At 61.7% G+C, this 14,746-nt stretch carries 13 protein-coding genes and 3 tRNA genes; 13 read left to right on the top strand and 3 right to left on the bottom strand.

Annotated features, from left to right (window positions below; translation table 11 throughout):
- Window positions 1–34 precede the first annotated feature (34 nt).
- Window positions 35–1,324: an OmpP1/FadL family transporter gene (locus tag HZR81_RS13185; RefSeq protein ID WP_500128334.1), complete on the bottom strand. Its 1,290-nt coding sequence runs from the start codon at window positions 1,322–1,324 to the stop codon at window positions 35–37.
- Between the two features lie 195 nt (window positions 1,325–1,519).
- The gene (locus tag HZR81_RS13180) at window positions 1,520–2,365 is read right to left on the bottom strand and encodes a sulfurtransferase (protein WP_500128333.1); all 846 of its coding nucleotides are present in this window, start codon (window positions 2,363–2,365) and stop codon (window positions 1,520–1,522) included.
- A gap of 136 nt (window positions 2,366–2,501) precedes the next feature.
- On the opposite strand from HZR81_RS13180, the gene rnd reads away from it, so the two are divergent.
- The 12 genes from rnd (at window position 2,502) to HZR81_RS13120 (ending at window position 12,315) form a co-directional block, all read left to right on the top strand.
- The gene (rnd, locus tag HZR81_RS13175) at window positions 2,502–3,626 is read left to right on the top strand and encodes a ribonuclease D (protein ID WP_500128331.1); all 1,125 of its coding nucleotides are present in this window, start codon (window positions 2,502–2,504) and stop codon (window positions 3,624–3,626) included.
- Complete coding sequence (locus HZR81_RS13170; RefSeq protein WP_011912541.1) at window positions 3,623–3,916, top strand: YcgL domain-containing protein; 294 nt, start codon at window positions 3,623–3,625, stop codon at window positions 3,914–3,916. Before rnd ends, HZR81_RS13170 begins: the two co-directional genes overlap by 4 nt.
- 90 nt (window positions 3,917–4,006) lie before the next feature.
- Window positions 4,007–4,414, top strand: coding sequence for a hypothetical protein (locus HZR81_RS13165; RefSeq protein ID WP_500128330.1), 408 nt, complete (start codon window positions 4,007–4,009; stop codon window positions 4,412–4,414).
- 121 nt (window positions 4,415–4,535) lie between these two features.
- Entirely contained in the window at window positions 4,536–4,985 is a 450-nt protein-coding gene (locus tag HZR81_RS13160; protein ID WP_013982207.1) for a YcgN family cysteine cluster protein, read from the top strand.
- A 72-nt stretch (window positions 4,986–5,057) separates the two neighbouring features.
- Complete coding sequence (locus HZR81_RS13155) at window positions 5,058–6,278, top strand: M61 metallopeptidase family protein (RefSeq protein ID WP_500128329.1); 1,221 nt, start codon at window positions 5,058–5,060, stop codon at window positions 6,276–6,278.
- 51 nt (window positions 6,279–6,329) lie between these two features.
- Complete coding sequence (ltaE, locus tag HZR81_RS13150) at window positions 6,330–7,346, top strand: low-specificity L-threonine aldolase (RefSeq protein ID WP_500128328.1); 1,017 nt, start codon at window positions 6,330–6,332, stop codon at window positions 7,344–7,346.
- A 170-nt stretch (window positions 7,347–7,516) separates the two neighbouring features.
- Window positions 7,517–10,141 carry an alanine--tRNA ligase gene (gene alaS / locus HZR81_RS13145; RefSeq protein WP_444816601.1) on the top strand — a complete coding sequence of 875 codons (2,625 nt, stop codon included), beginning with the start codon at window positions 7,517–7,519 and terminating at the stop codon, window positions 10,139–10,141.
- 79 nt (window positions 10,142–10,220) lie between these two features.
- Window positions 10,221–11,462, top strand: coding sequence for an aspartate kinase (locus HZR81_RS13140; RefSeq protein ID WP_102840761.1), 1,242 nt, complete (start codon window positions 10,221–10,223; stop codon window positions 11,460–11,462).
- A gap of 180 nt (window positions 11,463–11,642) precedes the next feature.
- Window positions 11,643–11,828: a carbon storage regulator CsrA gene (gene csrA / locus HZR81_RS13135; protein WP_003283978.1), complete on the top strand. Its 186-nt coding sequence runs from the start codon at window positions 11,643–11,645 to the stop codon at window positions 11,826–11,828.
- A 62-nt stretch (window positions 11,829–11,890) separates the two neighbouring features.
- Window positions 11,891–11,981, top strand: a tRNA-Ser gene (locus tag HZR81_RS13130).
- Between the two features lie 109 nt (window positions 11,982–12,090).
- A tRNA-Arg gene (locus tag HZR81_RS13125) sits at window positions 12,091–12,167 on the top strand.
- Between the two features lie 71 nt (window positions 12,168–12,238).
- Window positions 12,239–12,315 (top strand) — tRNA-Arg (locus HZR81_RS13120).
- Between the two features lie 50 nt (window positions 12,316–12,365).
- On the opposite strand, the gene HZR81_RS13115 is transcribed toward HZR81_RS13120, so the two are convergent.
- Entirely contained in the window at window positions 12,366–12,842 is a 477-nt protein-coding gene (locus HZR81_RS13115; protein ID WP_459116237.1) for a DUF4124 domain-containing protein, read from the bottom strand.
- Between the two features lie 341 nt (window positions 12,843–13,183).
- Here HZR81_RS13115 and mgtE point away from each other — a divergent pair, with 341 nt between their 5' ends.
- The gene (gene mgtE, locus HZR81_RS13110; protein ID WP_200594867.1) at window positions 13,184–14,626 is read left to right on the top strand and encodes a magnesium transporter; all 1,443 of its coding nucleotides are present in this window, start codon (window positions 13,184–13,186) and stop codon (window positions 14,624–14,626) included.
- Window positions 14,627–14,746 lie beyond the last annotated feature (120 nt).

Below are 14,746 nucleotides of genomic sequence, written 5' to 3'. Positions count from 1 at the left end.
CGGCGGACCGGGGCTTTTTCGTTCTTTCGTTACCTCAGAAGCGGTAGCTCAGAGCAGCACCAAAGCCGTGGGCGCTGTTTTCATATGTGGCGTTGTAGATGCCCTTGGACGGGTGCTCGCGGCGAACCTTTGTATCTTCTTCCCATAGGTAGGAATAAGCGAGGTCGACAGTAATATCGTCGGTTGGGTGCCAGCCCAGGCCGAAACTCACCGCAGTACGGTCACCGGAAGGGATGCGCGGCGAACGATCAACGTTGTTGGTGGGGCTCTGGTCGAAGGCCAAACCGGTACGCAGCGTCCATTCGCGATTCAGCTTGTACGCAGTGCCGAGCGCATAGGACCAGGTGTCATGCCATTCCTGATCCTCGACGATCGGGTTGAGCGGGCCGGAAGGAAGTCCTTCATTTTCGATGACGATTGCTTCGAAGCGGCTCCAGCGAGTCAGCATGGCGCCTGCGTACAGCGTCCACTGGTCGTTGAGTTCGTGTGTGATAGAGAGGTCAATTGACTCGGGGGTGGTCAGGTCCAGCGAGGCATCATACTTTCCGGCGATGCCGAGTTGGCTGAAGCCTTCTTTGAGTTCCGTATCGCCCTCAAGTGTGTACTCAACCTTGGAGTGATAAGTCAGGCCCATACGGGTGTGGGGAGTGAACTCGTACAGGATGCCGGCATTGAAGCCCACGGCAGTGTCGTCACCCTTAACCTTGACCCGGCCGTCATTAAAGGTTGGGCTCAATGGGTTAATTGTTGCGCTTTGCAGCTCTCCATCGATGCGGTTAATCGTGGGGCCGAAGCCGACAGACAGCTTTTCATTAAAGCGGTAGCTGACGGTGGGCTGCACCGTGATCACGCGCACTTCGCTGTAATCACCGTGATAGCGACCCTGAAAGCCGCTTTCGTAGTCGGTTATCAGGCCGAACGGTACGTATAAGCCCACGCCAACTGCCCATTTGTCATCAATCGGCTTGACGTAATAACCCATCGGTACGGCAGTAAAGGGAACCATGTCTCCGTCGTTGCTGCCACCTACCGGGGCACGAAGACCACCTGCGCCTTGTGGTGTGAATGCGGAGTTGTCGCTGATATCGGTCTTCGCATGGATCGCCGCCATACCGAAGCTGACTTCCTCACGCTTCAGGCGGGACATGCCGGCAGGGTTGCCGAACAGGGTGGTGGCGTCGTCGGCGGAAGATGAGCGACCTGCAAAGGAGGTGCCCATGCCGCTGATGCTTTGTTCGTTGAGGGCAAAACCGGCGGCCATTGCCTGGCTGGACAAGGCGCCTACGGCTACCGCGAGCGCGGTCTTCAACCATGTTGTTTTCATTGTTGTACTACTCCGGGATAAAAGCGGGTCGGAACCTAGCAACTTTCTCCGACAGGTAGCAAGACAATGAATTGCAATTTTTCGTAAAGATGGCGACTAACGGTCGTGAAAACAAATGTAACTTCGGTAAAACCGCCGAGGCGCATTGTGACCCGTCAGCCACGCTGCGCCCCTGGCACCGCGTGGCTGCTGGGATCAGGCGCGAGGCCGCTGTGCATCGGTGATCCACTCGCTCCAGGAACCGGGGTAGAGCCTCCCCTGCGGGTAGCCGGCCAGACAGAGGGCAAACAGGTTGTGGCAGGCGGTCACACCGGAGCCGCAATAGGCGACGGCGCTTTGCGGCGGCTTGTTGTCCAGCAGCGTGTCGAAGCGCGTGCGCAACTGGTCGATTGGGAGGAACCGGCCATCGCTGCGAAGGTTGTCGGTAAACGGCACGCAGATGGCATTGGGGATGTGCCCGGCGATGGGGTCGATGGGTTCGACTTCGCCGAGAAAGCGGGGCAGGGCGCGGGCGTCGAGCAGCGCCAGCTGCGGATCGTCCAGGTGCTTCTGAAGGCCAGCGGCGTCGATGATCAGGCTGCCGTCGGCGCGTCCGCTAAAGGTGCCGGTCTCACCATCCGGGATTGCTTCACTCATCGGTAGACCGGCTTCGCGCCACGCCTTGAGGCCGCCGTCGAGCAGATAGACGCCGTCGCGTTTGCCGAGCCAGAGCAGCAGCCACCATGCCCGCGCGGCGAAGGCGCCGGGGCCGTCGTCGTACAGCACCACTTCGCTGTCGTCATCGAGGCCCCATTGGCGAAAGCGTGCCGCCAGCCCTTCCGGTTCCGGCAGTGGATGGCGACCGGTGACGCCAGGAGTGACCGGGCCGGATAGATCCTTCTCCAGATCGGCGAATCGGGCGCCGGGTACATGGCCTTGGTGGTAGCTGCGCTCGCCGTAGGCGGGATCCTCCAGGGCGAAGCGGCAATCGAGAATGCGCAGCGCGGGATCGTTCAGGCGTCGCGCCAGTTGTTCGGCTGTGATGAGTTGTGCAAGTGGCATCGGGCGCCTCCGGGGAAACATCGCTAAACACTACCAGCGTGCGCGCCGGCCATGAATGCCCGGCCGGTCGGATGCTCGATATATACTGCGCGCCTCGTTCGGCCGCGCGCCGGTCGTCAGCCGAAAAGGAGGCCGTGTGGCCATCGAAACTCAATGGGTCGTGGATGATGAACATCTGGCCCGCCTCTGCGCCGAATGGCGCCAGCTGCCCTATGTGGCAGTGGATACCGAATTCATGAGGGTCGATACCTTCTATCCCATCGCCGGGCTGGTGCAGGTCGGTGACGGGCGGCGTGCCTATCTGATCGACCCGCTGGCCGTGCGCGACTGGCGCGCGTTTGCCGAGCTGCTGGACGATGCTGCTGTAGTGAAGGTGCTGCATGCCTGCAGCGAGGATCTCGAAGTGCTGCTGCGCCTGACCGACAGCCTGCCGCAGCCGTTGTTCGACACCCAGTTGGCGGCCGGCTACCTGAATATCGGGTTTTCCATGGGCTACTCACGCCTGGTTCAGGCCGTGCTCGGCATCGAACTGCCCAAGGGCGAAACGCGCTCGGACTGGCTGCAGCGGCCCCTGAGCGACATGCAGGTGCGCTATGCCGCGGAGGATGCGCAGCATCTGGCCGAACTCTATGAAGCGCTGCTGCCGAAGCTGTCCGAGGACAAGCGTGCCTGGGTATTGGAGGATGGTGCCGAGCTGGTGGCCAACCTGCAGCGCGAATCCGATCCCGATGAGGCCTACCGCGAGGTCAAGCAGGCCTGGCGCCTCAAGCCTCAACAGTTGGCCGTGCTCAAGGTGCTGACCGCCTGGCGCGAGCGTCAGGCCCGGGCGCGCAATCAGCCGCGCAATCGCGTGGTGCGTGAGGCCAGCCTATGGCCGCTGGCACGTACCCAGCCGCGCGATCTGGTAACACTGGCGCGCATCGAGGAGATGCATCCGCGTACCGTGCGCCAGGATGGCGAAGCCCTGCTGGCGATGATTCGCGAGGCCGCGACGATGCCTGAACAGGATTGGCCGGCGGCGCTGCCGGAGCCGTTGCCGCTGGAAGTTTCCGGCCTGTTGAAGAAGCTGCGGGCGGTCGGCCAGCGCGAGGCGAAGGTGCTGGATATCGCGCCGGAACTGATGCTGCGCAAGAAAACCCTCGAAGCCCTGCTGAAAAGCGGCTACCCCGACGGCCCATATCAACTGCCCGATTCGCTGCGCGGCTGGCGCCGCGAGCGGATGGGGCAGGCCCTGCTGGATGTACTGGAAAAGCGCTCATGAAACTCATCTGTTCGATCTACAAAAGCCCCCGCAAGGACGGCATGTACCTCTATGTCGACAAGCGCGACGCGCTCAAGCGCGTGCCCGAGGGCTTGCTCGCCGCGTTCGGCGCACCGCAGCTGGCGTTCGAGCTGGTGCTGACCCCGGAGCGCCAGCTGGCGCGCGAGGACATCAACAAGGTGCTCGCCAATATCGAGGCGCAGGGCTATCACCTGCAGATGCCGCCGGCAGAGGACGAATACATCGAGCACCTCCCCGAGGAACTGCTGCGCATGAACGATCCCATGTGATCGCGCCCTGTCAGGCATGACCGAGGACAAGGTCGTGCTGGCGGAACGGACTATTCTGAAGCTGTCCTCACAAACATAGGGAGACGGCTCATGAAAATGCGTTCCTGGATTCTCGGTTCGATCCTTGCCGGTCTGGCGATGTCTGCCAGTGCTCAGCCCGCGCCGACCTACGACAACGAAGCCTGGCAGCAGCACTGGCAGAAGATGCAGGAATATCGTCAGGCCTGGCAGGCGGCTAAGACGCCGGAGGAGCGGCAGAAGCTGCGCGACGAGCACTGGCAGAGCATGCAGTCGACCATGGGCACCATGGGTGGCTGCCCGATGGGCGGCCCGGGCGCCGGGATGGGCAAGCAGGGCGGCAAGCCAATGGCCGGCGCCATGGGTGGCGGCCGCATGATGGGCGCGCCGTCCAAGGAAATGCCCGACATGCGCATCCAGCACCTGGAACAGATGCTCGAGCAGATGCGCAGTCACCGCGACATGCTCGACAAGCAGTGATCGGTCTGTGGCCGCCCGCTCCGGCCGGCGGCCACGGAGCGGGCGGCGCATCCGCCTGCCGGCTATTGGCCGGATATCCGGCAATGGCTAGACTTGTCGCTTTTTCCCGGTAGTGACAGTGATGGCCGCCAAAGTCGAACCCTTCTGGAAGCGCAAGACCCTGGCCGAGCTCGATTCGGCCGAGTGGGAGTCGCTATGCGACGGCTGCGGCCTCTGCTGTCTGCAGAAGCTCGAGGACGAGGAAGATGGTGCCGTGTACTACACGCGCATCGCTTGCCGATTGCTCGATCTGAAGACCTGTCAATGCAGCGACTACCCCAATCGGCGCGCCAGCGTACCGGACTGCATTCAGCTCAATGCCCAGGACGCCGCACAGTTCAAGTGGCTTCCGCCCACCTGTGCCTACCGCCTGGTGGCCGAGCGCAAGGACCTGCCGCTCTGGCACCACCTGGTCTGCGGTGACCGCGAGGCGGTACACGTCGAGCGCATTTCCCAGGCTGGCAGGATGCTCGCCGAAGGCAGCGTTGCCGAGGAGCACTGGGAAGACCATCTGATTTTTCGTGCTGGTTGAATCTAAGCGCCGATTGCATCGTCTCAAGATCAGCACACCCCTCGCGTTATCCGATCCGTGGAGTTCTCTTCGATGCTTGCTCGACTGCTGTCGCTGTTCGCTCTCGTTCTTTTCCTCGCTGGGCCGGTACAGGCGGCCAAGCGGGTCGATCTGGACTACCACGTGCGCTTCCTCCCGGAGGAGGACCAGGCAGTGGTGCAACTGATTCTGGAGAAGGGGGAGGCGGTCCGCAGCCTGCGCTTCAACCTGGGCGACGAGGGTTACTACAGCGACTTCGAGGCGGACGGTGAATGGCAGCAAGGGTCGCTGGCACAGGGCACCTGGCGACCCGCTGCGGGCAAGGCGAAACTAAGCTATCGCGTACGCATCAGCCATCCGCGTGACAACGGTCGCTTCGATGCGCGTATGACACCTGATTGGGCGCTGTTCCGTGGCGATGATCTGGTGCCGCCGGCGCGGTTGGATCAAGTCGATGGCGTGATTCTGGTGTCACGCATCACCTTCGAGCTGCCGGAAGGCTGGAAGAGCATCGAAACCGGTTGGCCGCGGGTCGGCAAGAATCGCTTTCGCGTGGACAACCGCGAGCGTCTGTTCGATCGCCCGACCGGCTGGATGCTGGCCGGCAAACTGGGCACCCGCCGCGCCAAGCTGGGTGAAACCGAAGTCACCGTGGCTGCGCCGGTCGGCGAGGGCGTCCGGCGAATGGACATCCTGACCATGCTCACCTTCGTCTGGCCGCAGGTGCAGAACGTCTTTCCCCGCGACCCGGCGAAATTGCTCATCGTTGGCGCTGGCGATCCGATGTGGCGCGGCGGGCTGTCCGGGCCGAACTCCCTGTACATGCACGCCGATCGACCGATGGTCAGCGAGAACGGCACCAGCTCGCTGGTGCATGAGCTGGTGCATGTGTTCAGTCGCATCACGGATGCCAATCGTAGCGACTGGATCAGCGAGGGGCTGGCGGAGTACTACGCCATCGAGCTGGTCCGCCGCTCTGGCGGCATGAGCGAGGATCGATACCAGGCGGTTCGCGAGCATCTGATCAAATGGAGCCGCAAGGTCGATAGCCTGCGCACCGAACATTCCACCGGCCCGATTACCGCTCGCGCCGTGCTGCTGTTGCAGGATCTGGACAAGGAAATTCGTCAGCGCAGTAAGGGCCGCCATTCGCTCGACGATGTCGCCCGCGGCCTGATGCGCATGGACACCGTCAGCACCGATGATTTCATCGAGATGACCGAAACCCTGCTGGGCGGGGGCTCTACGGTGCTCGATACTCGTCTGCTGCGCTGAACACCATCATCCCAGCGCCGTACGCATGCGGCGGCCTGTCGAGGAGAGCGTATGACCATCATCGACCTTCGCAGCGACACCGTGACCCAGCCTTCAAGCGGGATGCTTGAGGTGATGCGATGCGCCGAAACCGGGGATGACGTTTACGGCGAGGATCCAACGGTGAGCCGCCTTGAGAGCCGCCTCGCCGCGGAGCTGGGTTTCGCCGCGGGGCTCTTCGTCCCATCCGGCACCATGAGCAATCTGCTGGCGCTGATGGCGCATTGCGAGCGGGGTGATGAATACATCGTCGGGCAGCAGGCCCATACCTACAAATACGAGGGCGGCGGCGCGGCGGTGCTTGGCTCGATCCAGCCGCAGCCGATCGAGATGGACGCCGACGGCACGCTCGATCTCGCCCGCGTCGAAGCGGCGATCAAGCCGGACAATTTCCACTTCGCCCGCAGCCGCCTACTGGCGCTGGAAAACACCATGCAGGGCAAGGTGTTGCCGCTGGACTACCTCGCCGCGGCCCGTGACTTCACGCACCAATGCGGTCTGGCGCTGCATCTGGACGGTGCCCGGCTGTACAACGCGGCGGTGAAGCTCGGCTGCGATGCGCACGAGATCACCCGGCATTTCGATACGGTGTCGGTTTGCCTGTCCAAGGGCCTCGGTGCGCCGGTGGGGTCCGTGCTTTGCGGTGGCGAGGCGTTCATCGGCAAGGCTCGGCGCCTGCGCAAGATGGTTGGTGGCGGCATGCGCCAGTCCGGCATCCTGGCGGCTGCCGGGCTCTACGCGCTGGAGCACAACGTCGCGCGGCTGACCGAGGATCATCGTCGCGCGGCGTGGCTTGGGGGTGAGTTGGCCGCGCTCGGGTTCGAGATCGAGCCGGTGCAAACCAACATGGTTTATGTCCACGTGGGAGAGAATGCAACCGCGCTGGCTGCCTTCTGCGCGCAGCGCGGCATTCGCCTGACCCCTGCGGCGCGGCTGCGGCTGGTCACCCATATGGACCTGCATGACGAGCATCTTCCGGTAGTGGTCAATGCATTCGCCGAATTTGCCGAAAACATGGGTCGTTGCTGACGTCGAATTGCTTGATTCAATCGCCTTTATCCCCTATACCCGGCGCGCAGGCCCGATATAATGCGGCCCTTTGCCGGCTATCCGTTGGGTAGTTGCGAACCGGCTTTCGGTGGTCCCGCCTCGCCGTGTCGTTTTGCAGCCGTTCGGCCGCAGTCCTCTGGAAGAAATCTATGAAAAGCGCAGAAATCCGTGAAGCCTTCCTCCGCTTCTTCGAAGAGAAGGGCCACACTCGTGTGGCCTCCAGTTCGCTGATTCCGGCGAACGACCCGACCCTGCTGTTCACCAACGCCGGCATGAACCAGTTCAAGGACTGCTTCCTCGGCCTGGAGAAGCGCGCCTACACCCGCGCCACCACCAGCCAGAAGTGCGTACGCGCTGGCGGCAAGCACAACGACCTGGAAAACGTCGGCTACACCGCGCGTCACCACACCTTCTTCGAGATGCTCGGCAATTTCAGCTTCGGCGATTATTTCAAGCGCGACGCGATTCACTACGCCTGGGAGTTTCTCACCAGCGACAAGTGGCTGAACCTGCCCAAGGAGAAACTCTGGGTCACGGTCTACGCCAGCGATGACGAGGCCTACGACATCTGGACCAAGGAAGTCGGCGTGCCGGCCGAGCGCATGGTGCGCATCGGTGACAACAAGGGCGCGCCCTACGCTTCGGACAACTTCTGGGCGATGGGCGATACCGGCCCCTGCGGTCCCTGCACCGAGATCTTCTTCGACCACGGCGAACACATCTGGGGCGGCCCGCCCGGTTCGCCGGAGGAAGACGGCGACCGCTACATCGAGATCTGGAACAACGTGTTCATGCAGTTCAACCGCACGGCCGATGGCGTTATGCACCCGCTGCCGGCACCGAGCGTCGACACCGGCATGGGTCTGGAGCGCATCAGCGCCGTGCTCCAGCACGTCAATTCGAACTATGAAATCGACCTGTTCCAGAGCCTGCTGAACGCTGCGGCGGACGCCATCGGCTGCGCCAACGAAGGGCAGGCTTCGCTGAAGGTCGTTGCCGACCACATCCGTTCCTGCGGTTTCCTCATCGCCGATGGCGTGACGCCGTCCAACGAAGGCCGTGGCTACGTGCTGCGCCGCATCATTCGCCGCGCCTGCCGTCATGGCAACAAGCTCGGCGCCAAAGGCAGCTTCTTCCATCGCATCGTCGCCGCGCTGGTGGCCGAAATGGGCGAGGCCTTCCCAGAACTCAAGCAACAGCAGGCGCACATCGAGCGCGTGCTGAAGAACGAGGAAGAGCAATTCGCCAAGACCCTGGAGCAGGGGCTGAAGATCCTCGAGCAGGATCTGGCCGGGCTTGCCGGTAGCGTCATTCCCGGCGAGGTGGTGTTCAAGCTGTACGACACCTACGGCTTCCCGGTGGATCTGACCGGCGACATCGCTCGCGAGCGCAACCTGAGCCTCGACGAAGAAGGCTTCGAGCGCGAGATGCAAGCCCAGCGTGAGCGTGCCCGCTCGGCCAGCGCCTTCGGCATGGACTACAACAGCCTGGTCAAGGTGGAAGGCGAGACGCGCTTCATCGGTTACCAGGGCACGTCGGGCAGCGGCAAGGTGCTGGCGCTGTTCAAGGAAGGCATGGTGGTCGACAGTCTGAGCGCCGGCGAGGAGGGTGTCGTGGTGCTCGATCAGACGCCGTTCTACGCCGAGTCCGGTGGGCAAATCGGTGACTGCGGTTATCTCGAGGCGCAGGGCCTGCGCTTCGATGTGCGCGACACCAGCAAGGCCGGTGGTGCGTTCCTGCACCACGGTATCGTCGACAGTGGCACGCTGACAGTCGGTGCCCAGGTCGAGGCGACGGTCGACGCCTCGGTGCGCCAGGCCACGGCGCTCAACCACTCGGCGACTCACCTGCTGCACGCCGCGTTGCGCGAGATTCTCGGTGAGCACGTGAGCCAGAAGGGCTCCTTGGTGGACAGTCAGCGCCTGCGCTTCGACTTCAGCCACTTCGAAGCGATCAAACCGGAGCAGCTCCGCGCACTGGAGGATCGCGTCAATGCCGAGATCCGTCGCAATTCGGCGGTGGAGATCGAGGAAACCGATATCGATACCGCCAAGGCCAAGGGCGCAATGGCCCTGTTCGGCGAGAAGTACGGCGACAGCGTTCGCGTGCTGACCATGGGTGGTGGCTTTTCCGTCGAGCTCTGCGGTGGTACCCACGTGAACCGCACCGGCGACATCGGCCTGTTCAAGATCACCAGCGAAGGCGGTGTGGCCGCCGGCGTACGGCGGATCGAAGCGGTGACCGGCGCGCAGGCGCTGGCCTACCTCAATGATGCCGAGGATCAACTGAAAGAAGCGGCAAGTCTGGTCAAGGGCAGCCGCGAGAATCTGCTGGACAAGCTCGGCGGCATACTGGAACGCAACCGTCAGCTGGAAAAAGAGCTGGAGCAGCTCAAGGCCAAGGCAGCCAGCGCAGCGGGCAACGACCTGGCCGCCAGCGCCGTTGAAGTGAATGGTGTGCGCGTGCTGGCCGCGCGTCAGGATGGGCTCGACGGCAAGGCCCTGCTGGCGCTAGTCGACCAGCTGAAGAACAAGCTTGGCAGCGCGGTGATCCTGCTCGGTGGCGTGCAGGACGACAAGGTTGTGCTGGTCGCCGGCGTGACGCAGGACCTGACCTCGCGCCTGAAGGCCGGCGATCTGATGAAGCAGGCCGCTGCGGCGGTCGGCGGCAAGGGTGGCGGTCGTCCAGACATGGCGCAAGGTGGTGGCAGCGATGCGTCCAAGCTGGACGAGGCGCTGGCGTTGACCCTGCCGTTTGCTCAGCAGGCCCTTTGATCCAGATGCCGGAAGCGGCTTCGGCATCTGCAGGTTGTTTGTTTAATGAACGCCCTTTGCGGGCTCTAGGCGGCTAACAATGGCTTTGATCGTACAGAAGTTTGGGGGCACCTCGGTCGGCACCGTCGAGCGAATCGAGCAGGTAGCCGAGAAGGTCAAGAAATTCCGCGATGGTGGCGACGATATCGTCGTGGTCGTCTCGGCAATGAGTGGCGAAACCAACCGTCTGATCGACCTGGCCAAGCAGATCAGCGACCAGCCGGTTCCGCGCGAATTGGATGTGATGGTCTCCACCGGCGAGCAGGTGACCATAGCCCTGCTGGCCATGGCGCTGATCAAGCGCGGGGTTCCGGCGGTGTCCTACACTGGCAATCAGGTCCGCATCCTCACCGACAGCGCCCATACCAAGGCGCGCATCCTGCAGATTGATGCCCAGCGTATCCAGCGCGACATCAAGGCGGGGCGGGTGGTCGTGGTCGCCGGCTTCCAGGGGGTGGACGAGAAGGGCAATATCACCACTCTGGGTCGCGGCGGTTCCGATACCACTGGCGTGGCGTTGGCTGCCGCGCTGAAGGCCGACGAATGCCAGATCTACACCGATGTGGATGGCGTTTACACCACCGACCCGCGGGTCGTCGCCAAGGCTCAGCGTCTGGACAAGATCACCTTCGAGGAGATGCTGGAAATGGCCAGCCTCGGCTCCAAGGTGCTGCAGATCAGGGCGGTTGAGTTCGCCGGCAAGTACAGCGTTCCGCTGCGCGTACTGCACAGTTTTCAGGAGGGTCCGGGTACCCTCATTACCCTTGATGAAGAGGAATCCATGGAACAGCCCATCATTTCCGGCATCGCCTTCAATCGCGACGAGGCCAAGCTGACCATCCGTGGGGTGCCGGACACGCCCGGTGTAGCGTTCAAGATTCTTGGGCCGATCAGCGCCGCGAATGTGGAAGTGGACATGATCGTGCAGAACGTCGCGCACGATAACACCACCGATTTCACCTTCACCGTGCATCGTAACGATTACAACAATGCCCTGCAGGTCCTGCAGAGCATTGCAAACGAAATGGGCGCCCGGGAGGTGATCGGCGATACCGACATCGCCAAGGTTTCCATCGTAGGCGTCGGTATGCGTTCACATGCTGGCGTCGCCAGCCGGATGTTCGAGGCGCTGGCTAAGGAGAACATCAACATCCAGATGATCTCTACATCGGAGATCAAAGTTTCGGTGGTGATCGAAGAAAAATATCTTGAACTTGCTGTAAGAGCGTTGCATACCGCCTTCGAACTGGATGCGCCGGCGGCGGGCAATACTGCGGAATGAATCGCAGAAGGCGCGCTGGCCCGCGCCTTCTGTCGTATTGGGCCGTGCAAAAAGGAACTTTAGCCTCCCGGGCGCGGGTCAATAGCTGGTGAAAGGCTCTAGCTTCAATGTTTTGCGGACATTGTCCGTTTTTATCTTTGCAGACTGTTTACTGATTTGAATCCGTTTAAGGAGAAAGGAATGCTGATTCTGACTCGCCGGGTTGGAGAAACCCTGATGGTGGGTGACGATGTGACTGTCACTGTGTTGGGTGTGAAAGGAAACCAGGTACGTATCGGCGTGAATGCCCCCAAGGAGGTGGCGGTGCATCGAGAGGAGATCTACCAGCGGATCCAGAAAGAGAAGGATCAGGAACCAAGCCACTAATTTTTCTGTAATTTTTGGCTTTGCAAACGGGGTAAAGATGGGTATTATGCGCCCCGTGTTGCGGAGAGGTGGCCGAGTGGCCGAAGGCGCTCCCCTGCTAAGGGAGTACACCTCAAAAGGGTGTCGGGGGTTCGAATCCCCCCTTCTCCGCCATTTTGCGTTCTAGGGTTTGATGGTCGCGGCAGGTCACTTTCGAAGCTGAAAGTAGAGCGCCAAATTGCTTGACCATCAGTCTTCACTCCCTATAATGCGCACGCTCAGCGCACTCATAGCTCAGCTGGATAGAGTACTCGGCTACGAACCGAGCGGTCGGAGGTTCGAATCCTCCTGAGTGCGCCATACTTCGAACGATCGGCAGTGATGCGGATCGCTCAAGCAACCAGCAGTGATCTGGTCTACCAAGCGCTTACGCACTCATAGCTCAGCTGGATAGAGTACTCGGCTACGAACCGAGCGGTCGGAGGTTCGAATCCTCCTGAGTGCGCCAATCAAGAAAGGGCCTGCAGCGATGCAGGCCCTTTTTTTATTTCCGTGTCCCTATCGTCCGCCCGTTACGCAGCCGTGCTCGTCGAAGCTGACTGTGCGCAGCTGGCCGCCGCTGTCGCGGAAGCGCAGGCGTGTCTTGCCGTTGTTGCTGGTGACGCTTTCCGGACTGCCTAGCGCGCTTTCCACGTCACTACGCGTCATGCCTGCGCGGATCTGCTTGCTGATGATTGCGCTGCGCCGCTCGCTTCCTGTCACCCGGTTGCCGCAACCATCTTCCCTCTGCGCAACGATCTCCAATCCTTCCGCCTTCCTGCGAGCAGCGCGCTTTCTGGGAACTGCCATGGGCACGGCCTTGCCGGAGCTCGGTGTTGGGCTCACAGCCTTTTGCCGATGCTGATGCTGGTCTTCTGGGCACCCCTGCTGACTGAAGGTCACGTGTCCGGACTGGTCGGTGCAGCGGTACACCATTGCCGAAAAAGCCGGATTTGCCAGCAAAAGCAGGCCCGTACAAATAAACAGTGCTTTCATTTCGTCCTCCTTGACTAAGCAACTGTACTGCAGGCTACTCAATAAAAAGGGTCTTGGCATCTGTGTCTCCTTGTCTCGTGAAGACGTCGACAGAACGTCGGCTTTGTCGAGTTAGGCGAGCCCGTTCATGCGCGTCGCATGCGGGTCGCCTGGAATAGCTGTAGTTGAGCGCATCGGCTGCGCCGTCGCGATGTTATGATTGCCGCATCTGCCCCTCAGGGTTTGTGGAACAACCTTCCCGTATGGACTTACCCAGTAGTCGCTCACGTTTCCCGGTTGCCAATCAGCTATTGATTGAATGATTTCCCCTGGCGCGCTCTCGGCCGGGGGTGGAGTGCGCCATGACAGAAGTAGAAGCAAAAAAGCCTCAAGAAACCCTGCAGGATCGCCTGGCGCAGGTGGTCGAGCTGCTGCAGCGTCATCGGCTTGGTGAAGAGGGTGGGGTTCGTCAGGATGGTCAGCCGGCAGTTCTGAGTGAGGATTATGACCAGGGGCTGATTCTTGCAGAGCTGCAGCGCAAGCTCGATGAGCTGCACCCGGCCGACGTCGCCCATATTCTCGAAGCCTTGCCGCTCGAAGAGCGACTGACTGTCTGGCAGCTGGTCAAGGCCGAGCGTGATGGCGACATTCTGCTCGAGGTTTCCGACGCGGTCCGTGAAACGCTGATCGCAGACATGGACGACCACGAGTTGCTTGCTGCGGCCAAGGAAATGGACGCCGATGAGCTGGCGGATCTAGCGCCCGAACTGCCGCGCGATGTCGTTCATGAGCTGATGGAAAGCCTTGACGCGCAGCAGCGTGAGCGAGTGCGTTCGGCCCTGTCCTATGAGGAGGATCAGGTCGGTGCGTTGATGGACTTCGAGATGGTCACCATTCGCGAAGACGTCAGTCTGGAGGTTGTGCTTCGCTACCTGCGTCGCCTGAAAGAACTCCCCGGTCATACCGACAAACTGTTCGTGGTCGACTACGACGGCGTGCTCAAGGGTGTGCTGCCGATCAAGCGGCTGCTGGTGAACGATCCAGACAAACAGGTCGCCGAAGTGATGGCAAGTGATCCGGTCACCTTTCATCCGGATGAGGACGCCTATGATGCGGCACAGGCATTCGAGCGCTATGACCTGGTCTCCACGCCGGTTGTGGATAAGGGCGGCAAGCTGATCGGCCGACTGACTATCGACGAGATGGTCGACCTCATTCGTGAGGAAAGCGAAAGCGAAGTGCTCAACATGGCCGGTCTGCGCGAGGAGGAGGATATCTTCGCCTCGGTCTGGAAATCGGTACGCAACCGGTGGGCCTGGCTGGCGGTGAACCTGGTGACGGCGTTCGTCGCCTCGCGAGTGATCGGCCTGTTTGACGGCTCCATCGAGAAGCTGGTTGCGCTGGCGGCGCTGATGCCAATTGTCGCAGGCATCGGCGGCAACTCCGGCAACCAGACGATCACCATGATCGTTCGCGCCATGGCGCTGGATCAGGTGGGTACCGGCAACACTGCGCGGCTGCTGCGCAAGGAAGTTGGAGTCGGGCTGGTCAACGGGCTTGTCTGGGGTGGCGTCATCGGTGCGGTGGCTTGGTGGCTATACGGTAGCTGGTCTCTGGGGGTCGTGATGACCGCCGCAATGACGCTGAATCTGCTGCTGGCCGCCTTGATGGGGGTGCTGATTCCGATGACTCTTGCGCGTCTCGGGCGTGATCCGGCAATGGGGGCAAGCGTGATGATCACGGCCATGACCGATAGTGGCGGGTTCTTCATTTTTCTCGGATTGGCGACGATTTTTCTGCTGTAGCGCGACTTTTCGCGTCCTGTAGGGGTTTGCCTTGTTTCTCTGTTTCGGCTAAGGTTCGGCCGTTTCGCGTGTCGCGAAACCTGTCCGAACCAACGCAGCGAATAACAAGCAGCTCGAGCT

Source organism: Pseudomonas sp. LM13, assembly GCF_041381355.1.
Classification (GTDB): Bacteria; Pseudomonadota; Gammaproteobacteria; order Pseudomonadales; family Pseudomonadaceae; genus Stutzerimonas; species Stutzerimonas frequens.
Note: the sequence above shows the minus strand (reverse complement) of the source record. Positions and strands in the feature narration are given on the sequence as shown.